The 25,987-nt window shown below is 41.2% G+C and carries 17 protein-coding genes; 14 read left to right on the top strand and 3 right to left on the bottom strand.

The features are described 5' to 3' along the window. The first annotated feature begins 93 nt into the window (after positions 1–93). The 3 genes from GVK91_RS07885 to GVK91_RS07875 all read left to right on the top strand — a co-directional run bounded on the left by GVK91_RS07885 (position 94) and on the right by GVK91_RS07875 (position 7,682). Positions 94–2,253, top strand: coding sequence for a glycoside hydrolase family 3 C-terminal domain-containing protein (locus tag GVK91_RS07885; protein ID WP_153847116.1), 2,160 nt, complete (start codon positions 94–96; stop codon positions 2,251–2,253). Positions 2,254–2,317: 64 nt separating this feature from the next. Next, positions 2,318–4,834: a beta-galactosidase GalB gene (gene galB / locus GVK91_RS07880; protein WP_159727784.1), complete on the top strand. Its 2,517-nt coding sequence runs from the start codon at positions 2,318–2,320 to the stop codon at positions 4,832–4,834. 4 nt (positions 4,835–4,838) lie between these two features. Then, positions 4,839–7,682, top strand: coding sequence for a hypothetical protein (locus tag GVK91_RS07875; RefSeq protein ID WP_159727782.1), 2,844 nt, complete (start codon positions 4,839–4,841; stop codon positions 7,680–7,682). A 198-nt stretch (positions 7,683–7,880) separates the two neighbouring features. On the opposite strand, the gene GVK91_RS07870 is transcribed toward GVK91_RS07875, so the two are convergent. Beyond that, positions 7,881–9,656: a family 43 glycosylhydrolase gene (locus GVK91_RS07870; RefSeq protein ID WP_159727780.1), complete on the bottom strand. Its 1,776-nt coding sequence runs from the start codon at positions 9,654–9,656 to the stop codon at positions 7,881–7,883. 94 nt (positions 9,657–9,750) lie between these two features. Between GVK91_RS07870 and GVK91_RS07865 the strand changes: the two genes are divergently transcribed. Then, entirely contained in the window at positions 9,751–10,008 is a 258-nt protein-coding gene (locus GVK91_RS07865) for a hypothetical protein (RefSeq protein WP_159727778.1), read from the top strand. Positions 10,009–10,019: 11 nt separating this feature from the next. On the opposite strand, the gene GVK91_RS07860 is transcribed toward GVK91_RS07865, so the two are convergent. Beyond that, the gene (locus tag GVK91_RS07860; protein ID WP_235032812.1) at positions 10,020–10,745 is read right to left on the bottom strand and encodes a hypothetical protein; all 726 of its coding nucleotides are present in this window, start codon (positions 10,743–10,745) and stop codon (positions 10,020–10,022) included. Between the two features lie 842 nt (positions 10,746–11,587). On the opposite strand from GVK91_RS07860, the gene GVK91_RS07855 reads away from it, so the two are divergent. From GVK91_RS07855 to GVK91_RS07840, 4 genes are all read left to right on the top strand, one after another. Then, a complete protein-coding gene (locus tag GVK91_RS07855) occupies positions 11,588–12,355 on the top strand; it encodes a pentapeptide repeat-containing protein (RefSeq protein WP_159727776.1) in 768 nt (255 codons plus the stop codon). A gap of 366 nt (positions 12,356–12,721) precedes the next feature. Then, positions 12,722–13,060 carry a PadR family transcriptional regulator gene (locus tag GVK91_RS07850; RefSeq protein ID WP_153845752.1) on the top strand — a complete coding sequence of 113 codons (339 nt, stop codon included), beginning with the start codon at positions 12,722–12,724 and terminating at the stop codon, positions 13,058–13,060. Next, entirely contained in the window at positions 13,057–13,731 is a 675-nt protein-coding gene (locus tag GVK91_RS07845) for a hypothetical protein (protein WP_159727774.1), read from the top strand. The genes GVK91_RS07850 and GVK91_RS07845 overlap by 4 nt, the downstream gene beginning before the upstream one ends. Before the next feature lie 18 nt (positions 13,732–13,749). Further along, positions 13,750–14,745, top strand: coding sequence for a hypothetical protein (locus tag GVK91_RS07840; RefSeq protein ID WP_159727772.1), 996 nt, complete (start codon positions 13,750–13,752; stop codon positions 14,743–14,745). Positions 14,746–15,034: 289 nt separating this feature from the next. Here the strand turns inward: GVK91_RS07840 and GVK91_RS07835 are convergent, their stop codons facing one another. Further along, on the bottom strand, positions 15,035–16,147 hold the full coding sequence (locus tag GVK91_RS07835) for a S9 family peptidase (RefSeq protein ID WP_200845556.1): 1,113 nt from the start codon (positions 16,145–16,147) through the stop codon (positions 15,035–15,037). A 473-nt stretch (positions 16,148–16,620) separates the two neighbouring features. Between GVK91_RS07835 and GVK91_RS07830 the strand changes: the two genes are divergently transcribed. The 6 genes from GVK91_RS07830 to GVK91_RS07805 all read left to right on the top strand — a co-directional run bounded on the left by GVK91_RS07830 (position 16,621) and on the right by GVK91_RS07805 (position 25,940). Further along, positions 16,621–18,021 (top strand): inorganic phosphate transporter, encoded by a 1,401-nt coding sequence (locus GVK91_RS07830; RefSeq protein WP_235032810.1) that lies wholly within the window; start codon positions 16,621–16,623, stop codon positions 18,019–18,021. An 81-nt stretch (positions 18,022–18,102) separates the two neighbouring features. Then, positions 18,103–18,936 (top strand): universal stress protein, encoded by an 834-nt coding sequence (locus GVK91_RS07825; RefSeq protein ID WP_153845756.1) that lies wholly within the window; start codon positions 18,103–18,105, stop codon positions 18,934–18,936. 251 nt (positions 18,937–19,187) lie between these two features. Then, positions 19,188–19,736 carry a sigma-70 family RNA polymerase sigma factor gene (locus GVK91_RS07820; protein ID WP_120332520.1) on the top strand — a complete coding sequence of 183 codons (549 nt, stop codon included), beginning with the start codon at positions 19,188–19,190 and terminating at the stop codon, positions 19,734–19,736. A gap of 60 nt (positions 19,737–19,796) precedes the next feature. Continuing rightward, positions 19,797–20,849 (top strand): FecR family protein, encoded by a 1,053-nt coding sequence (locus GVK91_RS07815; protein WP_159727768.1) that lies wholly within the window; start codon positions 19,797–19,799, stop codon positions 20,847–20,849. Positions 20,850–20,958: 109 nt separating this feature from the next. Then, on the top strand, positions 20,959–24,294 hold the full coding sequence (locus GVK91_RS07810; RefSeq protein ID WP_200845555.1) for a TonB-dependent receptor: 3,336 nt from the start codon (positions 20,959–20,961) through the stop codon (positions 24,292–24,294). 17 nt (positions 24,295–24,311) lie between these two features. After that, complete coding sequence (locus GVK91_RS07805) at positions 24,312–25,940, top strand: RagB/SusD family nutrient uptake outer membrane protein (RefSeq protein ID WP_159727766.1); 1,629 nt, start codon at positions 24,312–24,314, stop codon at positions 25,938–25,940. Positions 25,941–25,987: the final 47 nt, after the last annotated feature.

Raw genomic sequence — 25,987 nt, 5'->3', positions numbered from 1 at the left:
AGAAAATAAAACTATAAAATGAAATTTAACCGTTGTTTTTTGAGACTGAATGTTCTTTTTTTGTTAATTATTGCCGGGGGAAAGCAAGTGACAATGGCGCAAAGCAAAAGTTACGCTTTTCTTGATGTAAAAAGAAGTCGGGAGGAACGTATTCAGGATCTGATTGCGCGACTGAGCCTATCGGAAAAAGTGCAAATGATGAAGCACGAGTTTAAGGGCATTCCACGATTGGGCATCCCTGCATACGATTGGTGGAATGAGGCGCTGCATGGTGTTGCACGGACAGAAGAAAAAGTAACTGTGTATCCGCAGGCTATAGGCATGGCGGCTACTTTCAATACGGCTGCGGTCAAACAGATGGGGGATTATACGGCAACAGAAGGTCGCGCATTATTCAATGAAGATCTCAAAGCTGGAAAAACAGGTAAACGCTATCGTGGACTGACCTATTGGACTCCAAATATCAATATTTTTCGTGATCCACGCTGGGGAAGAGGGCAGGAGACGTATGGTGAAGACCCTTATTTGACAGGGCAGATCGGAACAGCTATCGTGCGCGGGCTGGAAGGTGATGATCCACAGTATTTGAAGGCAGTTGCGGCAGCTAAGCATTACGCTGTGCACAGTGGACCCGAGCATAATCGACATTCTTTTAATGCAGAAGTCTCAGCTTATGACCTTTGGGATACCTATCTCCCTGCATTTCGGCAATTGGTGACCAAGGCCAAGGTACATGGGATCATGTGTGCCTACAACCGCTTGGATGGAATGCCCTGTTGCGGCAATAATGTGTTGCTCAATACTATTTTACGCCATCAATGGGGCTTTAAAGGCTATGTAACTTCGGATTGTGGGGGTATCAATGATTTTGCCAGCGGACATAACACACATCCGGATAATACAGCGGCCGTCAGTGCTGCAGTTTTGGCCGGAACAGATCTCGAATGTGGTAATCTCTATCAATTGTTGGAACAGGGGGTAAAACAAGGTGCATTATCCGAAAAGGATATTGATGTTTCACTAGCCCGACTTTTGCAGATCTGGTTTCAATTGGGAATGTTCGATCCACAGGAACTGGTACCTTACGCAAAGATTGGTCGTGAAGTTATTGAAAGTAAATCGCATAAGGCACATGCTTATAAAATGGCGCAGGAGTCTATGGTGCTGTTGAAAAATGAGCATAATATGCTACCCCTTGATCCCAATAAAATAAAAAGAATAGCTTTTATCGGCCCCAATGCCGATAATGGACATGCGCAGTTAGCAAATTACTTTGGTACGCCTTCGGAAATTGTAACACCGTTGAGCAGTTTACAAAAGCGTTATGGAAAGCAAATCGCTATAGACTATCTTCCGGGAACAGAAATCATGAAAAAAATCGATGGCGGCCCTTCATTTGAAGAAATTGTTAAAAAGGCTGCGGTAGCAGATGTTATTGTTTTCGTTGGCGGTATAACGGCAGACTACGAAGGTGAAGCTGGTGATGCTGGTGCAGCGGGTTATGGTGCTTTTGTGAATGGAGACCGATCGACTATGGCTTCTCCTGAAGTGCAGACGGCACTTTTAAAAGAACTGAAAAAAACAGGGAAACCACTTGTATTGGTCAATATGTCGGGATCAGTGATGAGCTTCGATTGGGAATCACAGCATGTAGATGCGCTATTGCAGGCATGGTATGGTGGACAGGCGGCTGGCGATGCTATAACGGATGTGCTATTTGGTCGCTATAATCCGGCAGGACGTATGCCTTTGACAACGTATAAAAGTGATGCAGACTTGCCTGATTTTGAGGATTACTCCATGGCAAACCGCACCTATCGTTATTTTAGGGGGGAGGTGCGTTATCCATTTGGTTACGGCCTGAGCTATACGAAGTTTGACTATAAACAATTACAAGTGCCTACTTTCGTTGAAACGGGTACTGATGTTCAGGTAACTGTACAGGTGACAAATAACGGTCAGCGCGACGGTGATGAGGTCGTTCAATTATATGTTGTTCATCCAAAAGAAGGAAACTATAAAGTGCCCAATAATGCTTTAAAAGGTTTTAAGCGCGTATTTTTCAAAAAGGGTCAGTCGCAGAAAATAACCTTCACCTTGACACCAGAAGATCTGGCTTTGGTGAGCGAAAGAGGCGAGTTGATACAAAAAGGTGGCGCTGTCAAAATATATGTTGGTGGTGGTCAGCCGGGGAAATCTGTAGGCGTAGAGGCCGAAATTAAAATGCAAGGAACAGCGTATCGACCATATTAAGGCAAAATAGAAGAAGGTTTGTATGGACCTTACTGTTAAATAATCAATAAATAAATAAGAATAAATGAAAGTAATTTTCGGAATGTTCCTCGCCATGTTATCCTTCTCCTTATTTGGACAACAGCAGGAAATTACACGCATGGGAAATGCGCGTGTAGCGCTCTTTGATCGGGACTGGAAGTTTTCCCGCTTTGGTTTGCAGGCTGATGGCAATCAATTGGCTGAACCTAATGATTTGCATAAGACCGAATGTAATGATGATACTTGGCGTAGCTTGGATCTACCGCATGATTGGGCTATCGAAGGGCCATTCCGTATTGAGTTGGCCAGTGAATCCGGAAAGCTGCCTTATAAAGGAATAGGCTGGTACAGAAAACATTTTAAAGTCGAAAACCTTCAAGTTGGAGAGCGTGTTTATCTGGATTTTGATGGAGCCATGGCGAATGCTAAAATTTGGTTAAATGGCCGTTATGTGGGAACTTGGCCTTATGGGTATAGTTCTTTTCGTATGGACTTGACACCTTACCTAAAAAAAGATGCTGAGAATGTTCTGGCGGTACGTTTGGATACCGAAAATTGGGAATCAAGGTGGTATAGCGGAGCTGGAATCTATCGCCACGTATGGATGGTACGTACTTCGGCCGTGCATGTTGCACATTGGGGAACCGCTATTACAACACCTGTTGTCAACGATCAATATGCAACGGTGATGAATGAAGTGACGTTGGATAACTTTCGTTTTTTTTCAGTACATGCTGAGGTCAAAGCGACTTATTTTGAGTTAGATGCTCAAGATAAACCTGGAAAACAGGTGGCTACCGCCAGTGGATTTGTAGACCTTCATGCCAATGCAAGTGGCAAACTGAATCTTGAAACGCGTATCAATCAACCGAAACGATGGGATATTCTATCGCCAAATCGTTATGTAGAAAAGATCGAAGTCATCGTTGATGGCCAAACAAGCGATACTTATTACAGTCCTTTTGGTGTACGGACTATCGCATTCACAGCAAATGAAGGCTTCAAGTTAAACGGCCGTCGTGTAGATATAAAAGGGGTGTGTAACCATCATGATTTGGGATCATTAGGGGCTGCCTTTAATAAAAGTGCCTTGGAGCGTCAGCTCAAAATGTTACAGGCCATGGGTATGAATTCCCTGCGCACTTCGCACAACCCACCAGCACCAGAATTATTGGAGTTGGCTGATAAAATGGGGATTTTAATTTGGGATGAAGCTTTTGACGCTTGGCGTACAGGTAAGCGCGCAAAAGATTATAATAAATTGTACGATGAGTGGCATGAACGCGATCTACTGGCCATGGTACACCGCGACCGAAATCATCCGTCGGTATTTATATGGTCCATTGGTAATGAGGTGCTTGAACAACAGGATGTCAACATGACTAGGCATCTAGCCGATATTATTCGTCGGGCAGATCCAACACGACCAGTTTCCAATGGTTATAATGACCCGGATGGCGGCCGTGAATCGGGCGCTGCAACCGCTTTGGATATCATGGGCGTGAATTATTTCTTCAGTCAACAGGGGCGTTGGGATAAAGATGCGCGTTATCAGAATATGCCGACTTTGGGCAGTGAAACTTCTTCCTGTGTTTCCTCCCGCGGAGAATATTTTTTTGGAACCGATTACGATGGCTGGCAGGTCACCTCTTACGATCGTGCTGCTCCGGGATGGGGCTGTTCACCGGATGCACAGTTCCGGATATTGGCTCAGTATCCAAACTTGCTGGGAGAATACGTTTGGACAGGTTTTGATTATCTGGGCGAACCGACACCTTATAATTCGGCGGAGACCAATTTGTTGAATTTTAGAACGGATCCTGCGAAACGTGCTGAATTGGAAGCCGCATTGGAAGAATTGAAGAAGAAAAATCCACCTTCAAGGAGCAGCTATTTCGGTATTATAGACCTTGCAGGTTTTCCAAAAGATCGGTTTTACCTCTATCAATCCCATTGGCGACCAGACTTACCAGTGACGCATATCCTGCCACATTGGACATGGACAAGCAGAAAAGGGGAGATTACACCGGTACATGTGTATACCTCCGGTACAGAAGCAGAACTTTTTGTCAATGGAAAAAGTCAAGGACGTAAGAAGAAGGTTGCGGGACAGGATTTTCGGTTGCAATGGGATAGTGTGCGTTTCGAACCGGGAACGGTTAAGGTAATTGCTTACAAAGACGGCAAGGAATGGTCCAAAGCAGAAATCCAAACCGCTGGAAAGGCTGAAAAACTCCAGATGGAAGCAGATCGTGCGACGATCGATGGCGGACGCTCAGAACTTGTTTTTGTGTCGGTAAAAGTGACTGATAAAAAGGGAACCTTGGTGCCTCAATCGGAGGCGTTGATTGATTTTTCGGTCGAAGGTGCAGGTGAAATTGTATCCACAGATAATGGAAATGCAATTGATTTTACCTCGTTCCAAAGTCATTCGCGTAAAGCGTATAATGGAATGGCATTGGTCATCGTAAAAGCAAAAAAAGGAGCGCAGGGTGCAATCCGAATCAACGCATCGAGTAAGGGTTTGAAAGTGGCTACTGTACAGGTATTGGCAAAATAAAAAGATGAATTACTTTAAAAAACAACTCTATATCCTGTGTCTATTGGGCGTATTGGGCCAGGCAAAGCAGAGCTATAGTCAGCAGCTGCCGCTATTTAGCAAAGAAAGCAACAGCCTGTCTGGAGACTGGTTAATAGGGACTCCCCAGGCGAAAGCAGGGCTTTTCAAGACGAAAGAAGGTCATTTGGTCTTTTCCAATGGTTTGGTCAGCCGTACATTTACGACTTTTCCAAATGTGGCCAGTATTGGTTTGGATGAATTGACTGGAAATACAGCATTTCTACGGTCAATTCGACCTGAAGCCAGCGTAACAATCGATGGATTTACCTTTGATGTCGGCGGATTGGAAGGACAGAAAGTACATAATTATTTACTGAAAGAATGGATCCCGGGTTTAAAGGCAGATCCCATGGCTTTTAAATTCCATGACTATAAAATTGAAGATACAAAATCCCGTTTTGGCTGGAAAAAGAGACCAAACTGGATGCCTAAAGATATGCCTTGGCCTGTGCCGGGCAAAGAGCTGACATTTACCTATACATTGGATCAGCAGGCGATCGATGCGCTTGCCGCAAAGAGCAAAAGTGACCAAAACAGGGCATTGCTGTTGGAAGATAAATTTCAGCAGCTAAATTCTGGATGGAAGTTGATGGTTTCAAAATCACATGAGCGTAATTCCTTTGTCAATGAAGGAAAAGTGGGCGAAATTATGGCACTGGAAAATGCTGCTGTGTTCGCTGAAAGAACAATTCCTCAAGAGGCAAAGGTACTCGTAGCCAAGATGAATAAAGGTACTGATCAATCCAACGATTGGGGATTGGGTTTTGGACTGGCCCTAACGAATAGTAGTCCCAGGCTTTATTGGCGAGCAAGCGAAGGTAAGGTTGTTTTTTTTGATGGCAAACGCGATAACGGAACTTTCGAAGTTGGTAAAGCAGATCAGCTATGGTTTAGATATGAAATAGCGGATAAAGAATTATTGGCACAAGCCTCTTTGGACGGACAACAATGGCGTACTGTTGGTCATCTTCCACTAAAGTCAGGTGACAAGATACAACTGGTCCGTGTCGGAAAAATGGATCCAAACGGTGGGAATAAGGATGGTAAGGCTTCGACAAAGGAAGGTCGCTCCAAAATAGAAGGTTTTTGGGCATACGGTGATTTTCCATCCCAATTTGCAGGCGATCTGTCCAGTAAACTTGCTTATATGAAAAACGTTACGGTACAGGTTCATTATGATCTTTATGATGACATGCCGATCTTTAGTAAGTGGATTACCGTGCAGAATCAGTCGGACCGGGAAATTGTGGTTAATAGCTTTAAGAGTGAGCAATTGGCTGTATTTGAGCCCGAAAGTTCGGTGGATCATAGAAGCCGTTGGTTATACCCTAATATCACCGTGGAAACAGATTATACATTTGGCGGTATGAGCGAGGAAGTCGTTTATTCCTCGAGTCTGGAGTGGAAAAAAGACCCGCTATATACCACACAGGTCCACTACGACCGGGAGACACCATGTCTGTTGGAAGTTGCACCTAAAATGGGACCTGAGCAACAGGTTGCTGCCGGTGGGAAATTTGCAAGTTATCGGGTTTGGGAGCTGTTGAACGATAGCTGGGAACGCGAACGTAAGAGCCTTGGATACCGAAAAATGCTGCGCTCTATGGCGCCATGGGCAACTGAAAATCCGATATTGATGCATGTACGGAGTTCGGATAACGAGTCGGTGAAAAAGGCAATTGATCAAGCAGCGGAAGTTGGTTTTGAAATGGTGATTATGACCTTTTGGTCTGGATTCAATGCCGAAGATGATTCTCCGGAGAATATTAAACGCATGAAAGAGCTTGCTGACTATGCACATAGCAAAGGAATTGAACTTGGAGGCTATTCGCTCCTTGCCAGTCGGCATATTGATGCAAAAAATGACATTGTGCTACCTGAAGGCATGCATCCTCGCTTTGGAAGCTCACCCTGTATTGAGAGTGAATGGGGGCAGGCTTACTTCAAAAAGCTGTATAACCTGTATGAAAGTTCGGGATTGGGCGTATTTGAGCACGATGGATCCTATCCTGGAGATTGGTGCTATTCCACCGATCACCCCGGGCATCATAATGAAAAAGACTCGCAATGGAATCAGTTTAAACGGATCACTGATTTTTACAAATGGTGCCGTGAAAAGGGAATCTACCTGAATATTCCAGATATGTATTTCTTGAATGGCGGCAACAAAGTCGGGATGGGCTACCGTGAGGCAAACTGGTCCTTACCGAGGGCACAACAGGAGATTGTGGAAAGACAGAATATTTTTGATGGTACCTGGGCAAAGGCGCCGTCTATGGGCTGGATGTTTGTCCCTTTGGTAGAATATCAAGGTGGAGGCAAAGAGGCGACGATCGAGCCTTTGAAGGATCACCTGCCACATTACGAGCAACGGCTAGCCAACTTGTTTGGTGCAGGTGTACAGGCTTGTTATCGTGGACCACAGCTTTATGACTCGCCAGAGACGAAAAACGTAGTGGCCAAATGGGTGAATTTTTACAAGAAACACCGCGAAGTTTTGGACAGTGATATTATCCATGTGAGACGTCCTGACGGGATGGATTATGATGCTATTTTGCACGTGAATCCGGCGGGGAAAGAAAAAGGATTACTAATGATCTATAATCCATTGGACGAAGCGATAAAACGAAAAATTAAGGTCAACTTGTACTATACCGGACTGACAGGAAATGTACAAGTGGTTGAGCAAGATCAAAACAGTAGGACAATGCCATTAAATGCAGCCTCCGAAGCGATCTTTGAGGTCAATATACCGGCAAAAAGTCAAACTTGGTTTGTCATTAAGTAAGTCGTTCGGTGAACGTTTCGGATCAAGATTTCAATTTTTTAAAGAGCCTTCTCATCACAATGATGAGAAGACTTTTTTTTGACTTGACTTACGTGTTATTTTGTGTGCGACTTTATCTGATTGACAAGAGTTCACCATATGTGTCTTTTCGGATCAGGTTTGTCGTCGTTTACGCAATGGGATAAGCCATGCTATACGTTATTCAATATGGAGCAATTTTTTGCGCTGTTCTGAATGACCATTTTCATTAAAAGCCTCCACCGAAAAATAGTAGTCCTGATCGCTGTTGAAACTACGGCCGTCAAATTTGTTTTCATAGACCACGATTGCATTGTATAATTTATCGGATTTAATGCCCCAACGGAGAATATAGCCTTTGGTGTTCGGCGATGCCAGCCAATGCAGTGTAATCTGGCGACGATCTTTCGTATTGCGTTTCCCTGTCAAGGTGTTGATTCCCTGCGGTTTTTGCGCCAAACCATGACCGAATATTCGAAAATCATAAAGCGAAAATTTACCAGGAATCTCTTTCTTATTGGTCAGGCGGACATAACGAGCGTTGACTTTGCGATCGAGGTTAAATAATTCATGCGGGTGATCTTTTTTGTTTTTGCTTTGGTCTATCAGTGGGAGCCATTTTTTGCCATCGCTGGAGTATTCGATCACATATTGATAGCAATAAGACTGGGGTGCTTTAAGCTGGAAATCTTGATCGGCGAAATTCACCTGTAGGGCACGGATGGACATGTTCTTTTCGAGGTCAATCTGTATATATTCACCGATAGCGCCCGAAGCTGCCGACCACCAGCTTTCTATCCGTTCATCGTTAGCGTAAATTTTAGGGAATTTATCCAGTTCACTGGATACCTGAATGGGCTTGTTTTGAGATAAAAGGTTGTATGGTAGAGAAAGATCCTGCTTCTCGATATCGACTTTGGTATTGGGGATCTGAAAGGGGAGATCGGTATATACCGTTTGCGCGTAAAGCTGACCTTCCTTGTCAAAAAATGCTGGAAAAAGGCCGATACGTCGTTCAAACCAGTCTCGCACCGAAATTTTCATGGTCGCTACATGCCAATAGTTGCCCAGCTTGTCCTGGAAGGTATGTCCATGACCTGCGCCTGCAATAAAACCACCTGGTTTATAAGAAAAAGGACTATTGGCTTCATAGCGAAACGGTCCCAAAGGTGAATTGGCAGTATAAACACCATCGGCATAACTTCTGAATTGCGTGCCCGGAGATGCGTATTGGAGATAGTATACCCCTTTGTGTTTAATCATTGTTGCCCCCTCGTTCCAACCTGGAGTTCCCAGTTCGTTATGCTCGCCTTGTACTTCCCAGCCATATTGTTTTTCACGATGTTGAATCAATACTTGCGGAGTACCAATGGGTTTGAAACCATCGTTATGATCTACTTCCACCCCCATGATGGGATCAACGTTTGAACATCCCCAATACAGATAGACTTTACCAGTATCGTCCTTGAAGAAGGCTGGATCTGTCATGCCAATGGTAAATTTGGTCGGTATGGGTTCCCACTGATCCTGATCAGGATTGGTTGTTTTATAAATTTGAGGTTTTCCACCCGAAGCCAAAAAGTAAAGTGCACCATTGTAATTTAATACAGTAGGTGCATAAGCTTCAATGCTGCCAATACTTTTGCAAGGGATATACAGCCAGTCTTTTAAATCTGAGGAGCGCCAATATCCACCGGACTTTGACGCAAATAAATAATATTGGTCGTTGAAAAGCTCGATGATGGGATCTGCTGCTTCCCGTCTACTGGGACTTTCGGGCATAAAACGATATTCCAATGCCAAAGGATTAGCGATGATTTTTGTGGTCCGTTGTCCATAAACAAGCCCAGAAAGAGAGCTTGTACCGAAAAGAACCGCTATAAAAGTCTTCCTGAACCTATTTTTGTTCGCTGTTACAGTTTGCTGTTTTATGGGTTTATCTATTGGCTTTTGCATAATTTTCTCTTTCTAATAAAGACGATTGAAACCTTTGCTTCCCTAAATTGGTCAAAAGGCACACTCCGGTAAACTGGTTGCACAGTTTGGCGCCTTGGCACTGATTACGTCGGCAGATGGCCTGCATTGGCCTGCTGCCCATCACCCTTTGGTATCACTACGCGAATTAAAGGTTGACGGACAACACAAAACAGTGCTGGCCCATTTGGAACGTCCGTTTATATTATTCGATAAAAACGGACGACCAAAGGTGTTATATGCTGCTGCTGCCATTGGAGAGCCTTTTAAGAATAAGTCAGATAGGATCGCAAAAGAAGAAAACTCGTTTATTGTCAGTTTTGGACTTAATTAAAAAGGTTCTTTTTACTTAACGTCTTTTTTCTCCGGCCATTTTACAAACACGCCCGTTTCTAGTGTAAGTTCACCAGTTGCAGCATTATAACTATCCTTGGATAGAATAGGGATTTCACCGGCTACTTTACTTTGTTCGGGATTATGTGTACGGTTATGGTAAGTCGGCACGTTTTCAAGCTTGACCAATTTACCATTGATGCGTAGATTTTTTTGAACAACGGTTACTTTAGGCAATTTGTCGTATCGGATGACATTCAACCCTTCGAGGTCCCGCGGTCTTTGGGCGAAATCAATAAAATACTTGTATTGTTCCAAGAACGAAGTGATGTGCTTTTTCATCTGGATCTTTTTACCCGGGAAGGCTAGGGACCCTACATTGACCACTTTTTTTGTGCTTAAATCTTCGACATACATAGTGACCCAGGAATGTTCATAATCGCCCCAGCTGAAATAGGTTTCTTTAGGGTTAATATCATCTGGAACGGCTTTGCCAGCGATATAGCCTTCTTTTTTTAGTGTGATGCGATAAGAACCTTTGTGCCAGCCTACGGTATTGCGGACACTGATAAAATCACCCTCCGCATCTGAACTGGCATAATATCCTGTAGTTTTTAAAGCCTTTTTTGTCCGTTCAAACCAACGCGAAAAGATGCCATTAAATTTGATATCTTCTTCTTTACCAGTCTTAACACTGATACCGCCACCGGCAGATTGAATACCACAATATAAAGGCATATTGTTTAGGGATATATTAAAGGGTGAAATGTAAAATGAATAGTGGTCGGGGATGTCATCTTGTACAATAATATCAATGGAAATAGAATGGAAATCATTGAGGGCAGAGTCCAATACATAATAGGAATTGGTATGCTGTTTTCATATTTTTTTTTAAGCTCCTCTTTGGTTTGGGAAAAGGCTGTGCCACTGAATAAGGTAAGCGGTACGAGCACCGCCAAAATATTTTTTATCAATTTCATAAACAGTTTTAATTGTGTTCACCAATATACTTTTTTTTCTTTTAGCAGTAAAGGGCTGATTAACCGGCCGATTAAAATAGTACAACAGACGAATCGTAAATCATTTTTGGCGAATTGTAAACGGTGGGTTGAATCTCTGACCGAGCACTTTATATTTGGTTCCAAGAAATGCCAAGAACATAGATTGGAGCTTTTTTGAAGTGGGGAATGAACCGATTTTAATTCGCTAATTCATTGTGCAGTAGATTTATGTGCACCATTTTAATTTTAATTGTCATAGTAGATAGTGCCTTATACTTAAGGTGAATGTTTTTCATAGGTAGTAAGCCGTAAAGGACTCCCCGTTCTTGCGGCTTTTTTTGTGCCTATTGGCCAGTTATAAGAATCGCTGACTAGCGTATTCCCATAGTCAGTTTGCTAGGAGATCTTATAGGTCTTGGCTGTTTTTAGGCTAGGGTAAAAAAAATAAAAAAAGTCAAAATTTCTTTAGGACGTTTTGTCTTTCCCGTTGTCATCATTGTATAAATGGAGATTTTGGCCGTTAAAGATCCATTTGCAATGCAACTACTATGAAATTTTAGCCTATTAATCATTTTTAGCATGGCACTGACTAATAAAATATTCCAACAAAGTGAGATTGAAAGTTTTGAATTCAATCACAAAGTTTTAAAAAATTGTTCATTTATCGATTGTACGATAAAAGGGAAAAGCTTCATGAACTCCATGTTTCGTGATTGTAAGTTCATTCGCTGTACCTTTGTAGACTGTAACTTTCAGTCTGTTGTTTTTCAGGAATCTGGGCTTTGGATGGAAAGTACATTCGAAGCGAATGATTTTTCGAAAGCCATTATTGGAAATTTAAAAATTGAAAAGTCTTCCTTCCTTTACAATACATTTGACAAAACAACTTTCGACGGGACGAATTTGGTTCATGTGGTTTTTAAAGGAAAGATCAGTTCTTCATGGTTTTATGGAATTCCTTTTACAGAAGATTTATACTCCACCAATCTTTTTATTCTCAAAAAAGCCAAACCATTAAAGACTCCCTTAGTAAATTTTGGTCATGCGGAATTGAAGGACGTTATATTTTCTCGAGGGCTAGATCTCTCCAGTACAGTTTTTCCAAATCAAGAACATCTTAAAATTATCAACAATCCAAGACGTTTTTTTAATAGTTTCCTCAAAAGGTCAAGAGAAGTATTCACGGATGATGAATCGTTAGTTTTCTGTCGGGACTTGGTAGATAATGTCTTGTATAAACCCGAAAATAAGGGGATGCCAATCATATTGGTTGATTTAAATCAATTTTATCCCTCATTGAATGAAAATAGAGATCGCCTTATTATTGATCTCCTGAAAGCGGGATAATCATATCATTCTATATATAATTGTTAGTGCAAAGCCGTTTGGAGTTCCCAGCTCTAGCGGCTTTTTCGCTTTATCCCTGCCATTGCCATTGTTCGCTCTTGCCATTGCCATTGTTCGATCTTGTTCCTAGTAAACACCTACCTGAGACCTAGTGTCTACCTGGTTCACTAGGTAAACACTTGGCGATTCATAGGAATTTGATCGGTTAATTGCAAAAGCAGTGCAGAAGCAGTCCAGTCAAAAGGCAGTGCAAGGACCATAACTAATGGCGAGGGTTAAAATGCAAGCTGCTGTATCATAATTTTTTATATTTTTTGTATATATAAGAAAATTAGGTATATTTAATTAATTGTTTAAGATGAACGAATGAAAGATACGAAGTTATTAAAAGGCACTTTACAAACGATTATTCTAAAGCTATTGTCTGGAACGAAAAGAATGTATGGCTATGAAATGACTCAACAGGTAAAACTCTTAACCGAAGGAGAGTTTATCCTGACTGAGGGGGCGCTCTATCCTGCATTACATAAGCTAGAAGCGGAAGGACTCCTGGATACAGCAATAGAAGTAGTCGATGGAAGAGCAAGAAAATATTACGCCCTGACAGTGAAGGGAAAAAAAGCTCAGGTAAGTAAAATGAAAGATGCGTTGACCTTTGTGGAGAAGTTGCAGGTTATCTTGAACACTAAACCAATTGTATCATGACAGAAAAGAAATTGACCAAAGCGGAATTAGGTGTTCTGATGGATTTTATTCGTTCTAAAGGATATCGTTATGTTGATGTTCAACTTGAAATTTTGGATCACTTTGCTTGTAAGGTAGAAGAACTCATGTCTTCAGATGCCGGTATATATTTCAATCGAGCCATTGATCTCGCTTATGCCAGTTTTGGAGCGGCGGGTTTTGGAAGCATTGCAGCTAGCTATGAATTAAATCTGCAACGTAAACAGATCAATAAATTTCCTGCTGATTTTTTACAATTCGTCAAGCATTGGCATAGTGCAATTTATATCGTCTATTTCACATTGTTCTATTATTTTGTGCCGCTCGATGCAGATGCTTTTTGGACGGGATTAAAATTAGGGATGATCGGTACACTCGTTTTTTATATTCCAGTATACTTATTGCGGCATCGACCTAGAGGGAGCAAATACTGCGTTTATCGCAATTATCTTGGTTTAACGATACCGATTATGGTTTTGATCATCGGGTTGGTTTCTTCGGAATGGATCGTTAATTATATTCCTTTGACTTTGTATCGTATTGTAATTCTTATTTTTATGTATGTTGGATTAGGAATTTTGTATATCTTTGAGAAGAATCTAAAGGCCATTGTCCGACGGGTAGATGAGATCGAAGTGCTGCACCAGAGCTGACGATTAATTTTTTAAATTATGAAATATCTTTTCCTGTTGTTACTAAGCATTTGTTTTTTGTCCAGCTGTGACAAAGAAGATATTGACTTTGACTCTACGGAGGTCGGTGGTGGAACAATGGCTAAAAGGTATCAATTTGAAGGGCGTTCCGTCGGGTTTTCGGTTAGCCAGATTTACGTGGATGGTACTACAGATAAAAACTTCTATTTGGGGACAGTTTGGGGATTAAAAGATACCACACCGCAACTAAAACTAACTTCCCTTCGTAATTATTATAAACCTTTCAAAAGCACAATTTCTTCTACACAGCCGACTTTATCTCCTATTCATGTCATTCCTGGATTTGATGCTGTGCGAGCTTTCGCGAAGAAAAGCAAGGGGGAACCGGCTGTTTTGAAGCAATCGTCGGTAGGGGCATTTTTCGATTATAGGGCGATACGTTACCATCTTAATAATAGCCCTGACGTAGATAGTGTACTCAAATTGGTCCGTCACCATGATTCCACCACGATAAAAAGAGCTAATAGCCTGTTGTTGCGTCGAGAACATATTACATTTAGTCTCCATGCGGATCTGAAAGACTATGAAAAGGCTTTTAATAAGGATGCACTTGGGAAGTTAAAAAATACAGGATATAATCCCTACTATGTTTCATCAGTCAACTACGGTACACACTCGATTATGATGGGAGAAAGTGATTTTCCACGTGGTGATCTTAAAAACGTATTGGAAAAATTGCTGTACAATCAATTTTTGACGAAAACCGACGAAACGGTATTAAAAGGGTCCGACATACTGGTCTATCTGCGTGGTGGACGTCAAACAAGTTTTATTAGACGCGCAACAGGCCTGGACGAAATTAAAAAACTTGTCATTGATTATAAAAATGAACTTGAACTGCAACAGAATAGCTTTGATTATCCCATTAGCTATAGTCTAGGAGGCCTTAATTCCCATGGGCACCTGAAATTCTGGTACTCTTATGATTTTCTCGTCCGTGAGGAAAAAGAGTGATTTTTATTTAAAAATATAGATAATTAAAGGGTGTTTTTTACATTTTAGCTATTGTCGCAAACGGTACTATAGTGCTTTTTTTTGTCTATCTATTTTAACATGGCCTAAACATTAGCCTTTTTGTTTCAATACCATTTTAGCTATAAACAATTATTAAAGTGCTTCATGCGGATTTGAATGAACCTAGCGAGTTAAACATTTCAATTGATTGAAGAAAGGCCTAAGTTTTTTACTTAGGCCTTTTTAATGCTTGATTTTATGCTAATGAGCCGTTGTCAAAAGACGTTTTTTATGACTTTTTTTTACGTTGATTTTTAATCCAATTCAATGCAATAGCACTTGGTTCACGCGATGCCGAAAGGCTTGTATTGTGATCTAATAAAGGAAATAAGCAATATTCGAAGGGCTTTCCTTGTGCTTTCAGCGCATTGACATGTTCAATCGATAAGCCTACAGGTATTTGGATATCTTTGGATCCAAAAAGCCAGAGTCCTGGAGCTGTTATCGTTTTAAGTGATGTCATCGGATCGGTATTTGTAAATTGATAGCGATCTGGATCATTCGCTACATGTTGTCGGGCCTCGGCTTCCGTATGTTTATCCCAAAAATCTTTTTTTCCATTTGTAAAGAACTGGAAGCGGAGCTGCTCACGGGCAGGGATAACTGCTCCACTGTACAATACAAAAAAGTCGACCAAAGGATTTTGGTTAGTAGCTAAAGGAATGATCCATCCCGCTTGGCTGAATCCCAATAGCCCCATAGGAATGTTCGTTTTCCCTAGCTGCTGATGGAATACTTTTACCGCTGCTTGTGCATCTTTAGCGAGGAGGTGGAGGTTGGCAGAATCGATATTATTGGTACCGACCTCAGGGCCAGCATAGGTCCCCTCAGATTTTCCTACTCCGCGCTTGTCATAAGTAAATACGGCAATACCGTTTTTGGCTAAATATGAGGCAAACTCCATCATTCTTTTCTCTTGTCCAGAACCATGTATGAGGACAATGGCAGCATGGGCGCTTCGAGGCTGAAGCATGGTTCCTGCCAAGTTAATACCCTCACTCTTAAATACAATATCTTTTGTAGACCAGTCTAAAGATTGCGCTTTTGTATGCTGTGCAAAGAACACACAATAAATGGCGATAAGAAAAGGTAGCGTACTAAATGTAATCCGCTGTAAGGGAGAATAGTTCGTCAAGGAACAGTTTAATGAATAAGTTTTAGGCATAATTAATTCGGTGTTAAATTTACTTTTGTCTAAAGTAATGGGTTTAATTCTAAAAAGTTTGTGTTTTTCGGTGGACTGTGGATTTGAATCGGTAAATCGTACTGTTTTCGCTGTAAATGGGGGACTAAAATTCTCTCGAATCCTCTGCTTGGTATTTCGCAGATAGGCTATGTCCATTCCTGAAAAAAGTTTACAAAAGGTCTAATATGGCTCTTACTTTACGGTTGGTCTTATACGGGATTTTGGTTTGTCTATATTTTGTGGGTAAAAACTAGCGATCAAATTTACTTTTGATCCGTTTTTTAATCGTTATTTCTACGGAACTTATTCGTTCTTTATTCGCTTTCATCCGAATGAAGTCCGAATGAGGTCCCTATAAAGTCCGTGTTAGCTCCCCATAAATTAAGAGAATTTGTAGGAAATAAAATAGCGGCGGAATAAGATTCGTTAACAGTGTTTTAAGTTTTTCTTTCGTGTTGTATAACGTAATATATCCTTTATCAAAAGTTAACATCTGAAAATTATTTTTGAGCTGAATGAAGCGATTGTTCCTGCGGTAGTTTTCCTTAAGGAAAACTCAACAAGTAAGAAAAACTCAGCAAGGACAACCATAAATCTTATGAAAGAATAATATGCAAATTTTCTGCAACATGATTCCTCTCTTAGGGGAAACCGATCTTAGTACTGGACTTCTTATTGTTTTTTCCCTTTGTTTATTTGCCGTTGTGGCCTTTGAATTTGTCAATGGATTTCATGATACCGCGAATGCCGTTGCAACGGTAATTTATACCAAAGCACTTAAACCAATTGTAGCCATTCCTTGGTCTGGCTTTTGGAATTTTCTAGGTGTTTTTGCAGGTGGGATCGCAGTGGCTATGGGAATACTTAAATTGGTGCCTCTAGATACTTTAATGGCACTACCGGTTTCGGTAGGCGCTTGTTTGGTCCTTTCTGTATTATTAGCGGCTATTATCTGGAATTTGGGGACTTGGTATTTTGGTATTCCTTGTTCGAGTTCACATACCTTGATTGGTGCCCTTATCGGGGCGGGTATAGGCTTCACCTGGTATTATGGTGGCAGTGGTGTCAATTGGCATAAGGCCGAGGAAATTGGTCTTTCTTTGATTCTCTCACCTTTGATTGGTTTTGGTCTAGCGGTGTTATTGATGCTCTTTTTAAAGCATGTCGTCCGTTATAAAGCACTTTTTCACATCCCACAGGGGGAAGATGACAGACCTCCCTTGTTAGTACGCGGTATTCTTATACTGACCTGTACATTGGTCAGTTTTTTTCACGGTAGCAACGATGGACAAAAAGGAGTAGGACTGTTTATGTTGATCTTAATTGCATTTCTGCCTGCTCGTTTTGCAATAAACCATTCCGTACCAGATGCGGCTGTCATTAAAACGCTCGATCAAACGGAAATCGTGTTACAGACAATTGCTTCCAGTAATGTCGCTCAGGGAACGATGTTTGTGCAAGTCAACCAGGAGATTGAGCAAGTCAAGCTGCATTTGATGGATAAAAGTGTAACGGATAAAGCCGGGACTTTTAAATTCAGAAAAGAGGTTGAAGGTTTAGTCAAATCCATTGCTGCATTAGAGAGCAATAAACAGATCGATATCAATACTGAAAATCGACTGGAGCTCAATCGTAAGTTGAGCGAGTTGAAACATCTTACGGACTTTGCACCGATCTGGGTGATCTTAACTATTTCAATCGCCTTAGGTCTTGGGACAATGATCGGTTGGAAACGTATTGTAGTAACGATTGGTGAAAAAATAGGAAATGAACATTTGAGTTATGCTCAAGGGGCCTCAAGCGAGATTGTTGCCGCTTCGACAATTGGTATCAGTACCGTATTGGGTTTGCCTGTTAGTACAACGCATGTGCTTTCAAGTGGTATTGCCGGTTCAATGGTCGCTTCCGGAGGAAAGAGCAATCTGAATAAAGGGACACTCAAAAGCATCGGTCTTGCTTGGGTACTTACTTTACCCGTGTCAATTGGCTTGGCATTATTACTATTTGTATTCTTCCATCTTTTTATTTAGTTGATTGTTATCTAAATGTTTTTGTCATCCATTGCATTTGTACACATGGCTATTGACAGGTTAATATTAAAAACTTAAAAAATGAAACAAATTCTTGTTGCCTCCGATTTTTCAATCAATGCAAGTCATGCTTTGCGTTACGCCTTGTCTTTGGCTTCTCGTTTGAATATGGAAGTTGCTGTTGTACATGCCATACACCCGACAGAAGGGATCAACAACAGTACTTATAACGCGATCTTTATAGAAGATTATTACGCTAGAAAACGTGCTGCTTTGCAAGAATGGACTGATCAGGTGGTCCAGGAAAATAAATACAATGACCTCAAAGTGCGAACCGTTGTTGAAGTAGGTTATCTGCGTAATGTAGTCACAAAGTATGTTGAATATACAGATGTTTCTTTTTTGGTGATGGGAATTACCGGGGCGACAGGCATTAAAGAAATTGTCGGTAGTAATGCGAGTATGGCTGTGACAAAATTGCGTATTCCAACCTTGATTGTACCTCCTGAAAGTAATCTGTCCGCTATTCCGGTCATTACATTGGCAACGGATTATAAAACAACAAAATTGTCTGTTCGTGATGTCAAGGCACTCAATCGTATTTTAAAACTTTCGGACCCCAAGAAGTTGGAAATTCTACACGTCTCAGAAAGGGATTTGGACGAAAAGCTAGTGCGCAATGGGGAGAAAAAAATGCGTCAGTTGCTTCCTAACGTAGATATCAACTTTAATTATGTGGATGAGGATGATACACGCCCATCACATGCGATCGTTGATTTTGTTGAAAACAATCAGACCGATATTCTGTGTTTGGTCAAACGCAACCATAATATGATTTACCGTTTATTTGCAAGTAGTACGGTGAATGAAGTTTTGAACCGATCAGTTAAAGCGATTTTGGTTTTGCATGAATAATCTGAGTGGAAACTTTTTTTACGCTATATATCAAGCCGTTTTGGATTTTCCAAGCGGCTTTTTTCTTGACTTTACTAATGCTGCAGAACGCGTTGGCGCGGAAAATTCGAGTTGTCTGATCCATTTTTTATACACGATTTGAACATGTAGTTTGTGTACTTGATGAGCAAGCCCCGGCACGGAGCTTTCGATTTTTTTTGCATTCTTGGAATGAATTTGTTTAACTTGTGCTGCGAATTGCAACGTAACCAATGTATTTGAAACCCTTATCTGCGGAAAATAAGAAGAATATTGCCATTGATCGAGATGAAAGCTCGTTTAAGGCTTATTTCGTGGCCAATTATGGGGTTTTGAAGAGTAATGCTATTTCTTTTATCAAGGATAAGCAACTAGCCGAAGATGTGGTTTCCGAAGTCCTCTGGAAAATTTGGTACCTGGGTCCTGATCTAATGAACATCGCAAACGTCGAGGGCTATTTGCTTCGGGCAATAAAAAACAAATGCCTTAACCTCCTACGCATCCGTCAGGTCATACTCACTGACGGAACGGAATATCAGGACACGTTGATCGATAAAAATACCCCGGAACAGATTTTAATATCTACAGAAAGCATACAGCGTATTCAACGGGCTGTCGAAGGGCTTCCGCCCAAAACTAAGGAGGCTTTTAAACTGGTGAAAGAGGAAAGAAAAACGTATTTGGAAACTGCGGAAATGATGGGGATATCCAAGAAAACGGTAGACAGACACATTCAAATTGCTTTAGAAAAGCTGTGGTCCTGTATTAAAGAAAAAAAATAATTTTTCTATTGGGGGTTTTGGTTTCTTTTGGTGTCTCTACTCCAAATAGACCGAATGCACATGTTTTCATCTGAGGAACAATACTTTTTATTTTTAGCGGCTAAGTTACTAGCGGGAGAGCTCACAGCAGAGGAGAGAATCGCGCTGGATGACTTGCTACGTGCCGACAAAAGTAAGAGGGAATTATTGGCCTATTTAGAGCAGAAGCATGGGGAAGAAGATCTAGAAGCTGAAATAAGCTATGAAAAGTCAAGACCAATAGAACTTACTGCTGTCGAGGATATAACCGCCCGTCCATTTATAGGTCGCCATAAAGTTAAGCTACTATCCATTGCCGCTAGCCTATTTATAGTTTTTGGAGTATTGTCCTTTTGGTTTATCAAAAATGATAAAAAGGTAGCTGAAGATACGGAATGGCAGACGATTGCTACAGGAAAGGGCGAGCGTAAATCGATCAAATTGAGCGATGGCTCGGAGGTATGGCTTAACAATGAAAGTGTATTGCGATTGAAGGCTGGATTTGGTAAAACTGATCGCGTATTGGAATTGGTTGGTGAAGGGTATTTTGCTATTGCCAAGAATCCCAATCTACCCTTGAAGATCAAAACTGCCTACGCAGAGGTACAGGTTTTAGGTACAAAATTTAACCTTCGTGCGCTTCCGGATGAGAACATGACGACGACCTCCCTGATCGAAGGGAAAGTACGACTGAAGGTTATGGACAATAAGCAGGAGAAGTTGTATGAACTCTTGCCGGGTAATAAGGTGTCTGTGATCAATCAACCTGTATCAACGAATGATCATCGGAGCAAGCATGTTGTCCTGCAACCAAAAGTGACCTTTGCAAAGCTTGACCTCGTTGATGCCGAAGTTACTGAAACACTTTGGATGAAAAATAGATTGGTTTTCAATGGCGAAGGTTTTGAAGTGGTTGCGAAGAAGATGGAGCGTTGGTTCGGTAAACCCATTGTAGTCGAAAATGAGCAGCTCGCAAAAGAGCCCATCACCGGTATATTTGACGAAACAACCTGTGAAGAAGTCTTGAATGTCATCAAGCGTACAGGTACTAAACTAAATTATTATACCCAAAATGATACGCTTTATGTAAAGTAATATAAAAAAAGGGTATCCCTCATAGTGAGCAATACCCAATGTTTTAACCAATGGCATCGGACCCTAGGAAAGTAGGATGCCAATCGATTATTTCTTAAATACCAAAATTATGAAAAAAAAATCACATGTTCTTTATCATGTGCCTATCTCGTATTATCTAAAATGGTTGTTAATGGCCAAGTTTGTAATCATTTTCTTATTTGCATGTGTTGCCACTGGATTTGCAAAAGAGTCGAAAGCGCAGAAGACAGTTTCTTTACGTTTTGAAGAGATCCGACTCAAAAACCTATTGACTTCAATTGAAGAGCAGACCAAGATCAATTTTATCTACAACGATAATACGATCAATGCGATTAAAATAAAACATGTTGACGTCCGCAATAAAAAATGGATCGATCTTTTGTCGCCTATTTTGGCCAAAGAATCCTTAGAAATGGATATGGTCAGCGAAAACCGTATTATTATTCGTTCCATAGCGAAGGTTCAGGACAGAATCGCCTCCGGTACAATCAAAGACCAGCAAGGAAAGCTTTTGGCAGGAGTATCGGTACGTATAAAAGGTACGGATAAAATGACGCAGTCGAATAGCGACGGCCAATTTTCGCTTGTTGTTGAAAAAGAAAATAGTATTTTACAATTTTCTTATTTGGGATACCTTTCGCAAGAGATTGCCTATCAGCGGCAGGCTATTGATGTCGTTCTCCAGGAAGATCTCGCACAGCTTGAAGAGGTTGTGGTCATTGGGTACGGAACACAGAAGAAAGCAACATTGACCGGCTCGGTGAGCCAGGTTTCAGGAAGCGAGCTGCAGCGATCTCCTGCGCCGAATTTGTCCAATTCCCTAGCAGGAAGAATGCCGGGTGTAGTGGCAAATAATCGCTCAGGTGAACCTGGAAATGATCAATCGCAGATCTATATCCGCGGCAAGGGATCTTTGGGGAACAACAGTCCTTTGTATGTCATTGATGGTGTGGCCAATCGCGGAGGAATAGAACGGCTAAATCCAAGCGATATCGAGACAATTTCAGTCTTAAAAGATGCTTCGGCGGCAATATATGGTGCCCAAGCTGCGAATGGGGTTATTTTGGTAACTACGAAACGCGGTAATGGTGATAAACCTACGATCACCTATGATGGTAGTTACGGTTTCTCCGAACATACACGAACACCAAAGCTGATGGATTCTTATCAATTTATGGTGTATGATGATGAAATCAATGCACATTTTGGGCGTGCTGAAAAGTATAAAGATATCAAGGGGAAATATCTGGATGGAACGATTGATCCCTTATTGTATGCCAATACCGATTGGATGAAGTCCGTATTTAAATCTTCTCCACAAACGCAACATTCCTTGTCACTTCGTGGCGGAGACGAAAAAGTGCGTTATTATGTTTCTGGAGGATACCTTTATCAAAAGCCAGGATTTAGAAATACAGATCTAAATTTTAGGACGGTTCAATTTCGTACCAACTTGGATGCTAAAGTAACCAAAGACCTTTCGGTATTAGTTGAGGTAGCCACCAGACAGGAAAATCGGAATAATTCAAACTACGATATGGGAACCTTCTTTTGGGAAGCGTTCCATGCCTATCCTTTTTTGCCTGACTATTATCCCAATGGATTACCTGGTCCAGGTCTTTCGTGGGGTAACAATTTAACGATTCTGGCTTCGGGCAAGACCGGCTATCAGCGTGTAAAGGATAATTTTGTCAATACAAAAGCAGGTTTTGATCTCAAAACACCTTGGTTATTAGATGGATTAAGTTTTTCTGGTTATGCAGCATTTGATTCACAATATAGACATGAAAAGAAGCTGAATGATATGTGGGATGCTTATCGTTATAATCCTGCAACAAAGAATTACGATAATATCCGTGAGACAACGGGCGATGCAAATATCAACCTTACTGAAAGAAACGATGATATACGTACTGAGACCTGGAATTTTAAAATCGGATACGATAAGAAATTCGGCTCACATAGTGTCAATGCTTTCATTGCTTATGAGCAGAGCAAGAACAGAGGTGATTGGTTTTCGGCGTATCGGAGAGACTTCTTAAGCGATGCCGTAGATTACCTATTTGCGGGAAGTGACAATCAAAAAAATAATGACGGAAAAGCAACGATTTCGGCAAGGCAGAATTATTTTGGTCGTGTAAGTTATGGTTTTAAGGATAAGTACCTGGCTGATATTACAGTGCGAAGAGATGGTTCACAAAACTTTATCAGCAATGCACGTTGGGGTTGGTTCCCAGGGGTATCGGCAGGCTGGCGTATTTCTCAGGAGAATTTTTTCAAGGAAAATGTGCCTTTTATCAATGAGTTGAAAATCAAGGCTTCCTGGGGCAAGCTAGGAAACGACCGGGTGGATCCTTTTCAATATATCAGTACCTATGTTCTTGGAGATGGTGCCATGTTTGGTCTTGATCCCAAAAGAACAAAGGGTTTTACCGTCGGAAGATTGGCTAACCCGAACATTACTTGGGAAAAAGTGGATACGAAAAACGTCGGCTTTGAGTCTGTTTTCTTCAAGAATACCTTGAGTTTTGACTTGCAGTATTTTTATTCGATGCGTACGGACATCCTAACACCCAAACAAGCTTCTGTACCACGCTATACAGGATTAACGCTGCCTGACCAAAATATTGGTGAAATATCAAACAGAGGGGTGGAAAGTAGTTTGCTTTATCGCAATAAGATCAATGATTTTAGCTATTCGGTAGGTGGAAATTTCACTTTTGTACGTAATAAGATTCATTTTTTTGACGAAGCACAAAATACGCCGGAATGGCAGCGTCGGACAGACCATAGTATAGACTCATGGCTGGTGTATAAGACAGACGGTATCTATCAAAATCAGGCTGAGATTGATGCCTCACCACATTTGCTGAATACGATGCCAGGGGATATCAAGTATATGGATGTGGATGGCGATGGAAAAATTACCAGCAATGATATGGTCCGTATCTATGAAAGTCCGATTCCTGAAATTACCTATGGTATAACAATGGGTGCCAAATGGAAAAATTTTGATTTAAATATCCTGTGGTCAGGACAGGGACGTGCAAAACAGATCATTAAACCCGGGAGTTACAACAGAGATGTAACTTATTTTGAGAACAGATGGATTTCTGAAACAGAGACACCTAATGCCCTGTATCCAAGAGCCTTCGACCGTGACGATACATTCAATAGCATGAATTCGACATTCTGGTTAAAGAATGCCTCTTTTTTAAGACTGAAAAATGTGGAGTTGGCGTATTCATTGTCGCCTAAAGTGCTGGAAAAAATCAAAATGAAAAACTTACGGGTATTCATTAGTGGATTTAATTTGTTTTCGATCGATCAGATCAAGATACAGGATCCTGAAGGAACAAATGCAGGTGGTATGTACTATCCACAACAACGGATTTATAGTGCAGGGGTGAATTTGAGTTTTTAAAGAAAATTTATTGACAGATGAATACAAAGATAAAATTATATATAACGATCTTTTTTGCAAGCTGTTTGACATCCTGTTCAAATTATTTGGATGTTAAACCGTTGGATTCCTTTACCGGAGATGCTATATTCTCGGATCTGAAACTGACCGAAACGTATGTAAATAAACGTTATACAGAAATACAGGACGGTTTTGGAAATCTTGGTTTAAGGTATATTTCGGACGAGGCTTATCATAATTTCAATTCGGGAAACCCTTATTTATACAACAGGGGAGAAGTGACGGCAGACCAGTTTGGGGACTACTCTACATGGAATGCTTATTATGAAGCGATTAAGAACTGCAATATCTTCTTTGATAATATTGATAAGTTGAAAGCCGACAAAGGGCAAGTCGATCGGTTGAATGGCGAGATGATCTTTCTTCGCGCATTCTTTTATGCGGATCTTGTCTCGCGTTTTGGAGGTGTTCCGTTGATCACAAAAACTTTCGATCTGAACAGCGATATGATGGTGCCGCGTAATTCCTACGATGAATGTATAGACTTTATTGTGAAAGAATTGGATAAAGCTGCTGGGTTGCTCCCCCTCAGTTACGAAGGAAAGGATTTTGGTAGGGCAACTAAAGGTGCAGCATTGGCACTGAAGTCACGGGTAACATTGTATGCTGCAAGTCCATATTGGAATCCATCCAATGATAAGGCGAAATGGCAAAAAGCTGCTGATGCGGCAAAGGCTGTGCTGGACCTCAATCAATACCAGCTTGATGCAAATTACAAACAGCTTTTTACAAGTAATAAGAGTAAAGAGATCATCTTTATGAAGCAGTTCAATACTGAATTTGGACATTCTTTTGACTGGTCCGATTCTCCGAATGGTTTTACAGGTTGGTCAAGAACCTGTGTGCTTCAGGACATGGTCGATGCCTATGAGATGGAAGATGGTTCTATGCCTTCTGCACAGGCCTATGCGGATGGCAAACCTTGGGAAAATCGTGAGCCTAGATTCTATGCCTCTATTGTTTGTGATGGTCAGCAGTTTAGGGGTAGAGAGATTGAGTTTTATGTATCCTCAACAGGAAACCGGGCTAATAGTGGTAAGGATAGCGAATTCGGTATTGATGATTGGAATGCATCGAAGACCCATTATACGATCCGTAAGTTTATGGATGAAAGTTTGCGTAATCCGTGGAATGATAAAAGTGCACAACCTTGGATTTATATGCGTCTGGGTGAGATATATCTAAATTATGCGGAAACCCAGTATCAATTGGGTAATGAAGAGGTAGCTCGCACGTACATCAATAAGATTAGAGAGCGTGCACGTGGTGGGAAGGTAGGCGTACTTCCTGCAATTACGAGCACGGGTGCCGCGCTTTTGGGAAAGATACAGCAGGAACGACGCATAGAACTTGCCTTTGAAGATCATCGTTTTTTTGATGTAAGACGTTGGAAAATTGCTGAACAGACTGAAAACAAACCGGCACGAAAAATAATCATTGTACGGGACGACCAAACGAAGAAGAAAAGTTATAAAATTGAGGTGCTTCAGGAGCGGAAGTTCTTTCCTCAGCATTACTTACTTCCAATTCCACGCAGTGAGATTCAACGAAATGCATTGTTGAAACAGAATCCAAGTTACGACTAATCAACCAACCTCCAAGGGTCTGTCCTATGCAGATCCTTGGTTTATTA

This window comes from Sphingobacterium sp. 18053, from assembly GCF_902706145.1.
GTDB classification, from domain to species: domain Bacteria; phylum Bacteroidota; class Bacteroidia; order Sphingobacteriales; family Sphingobacteriaceae; genus Sphingobacterium; species Sphingobacterium paramultivorum.
This window is presented reverse-complemented; position numbering and strand designations above follow the sequence as displayed.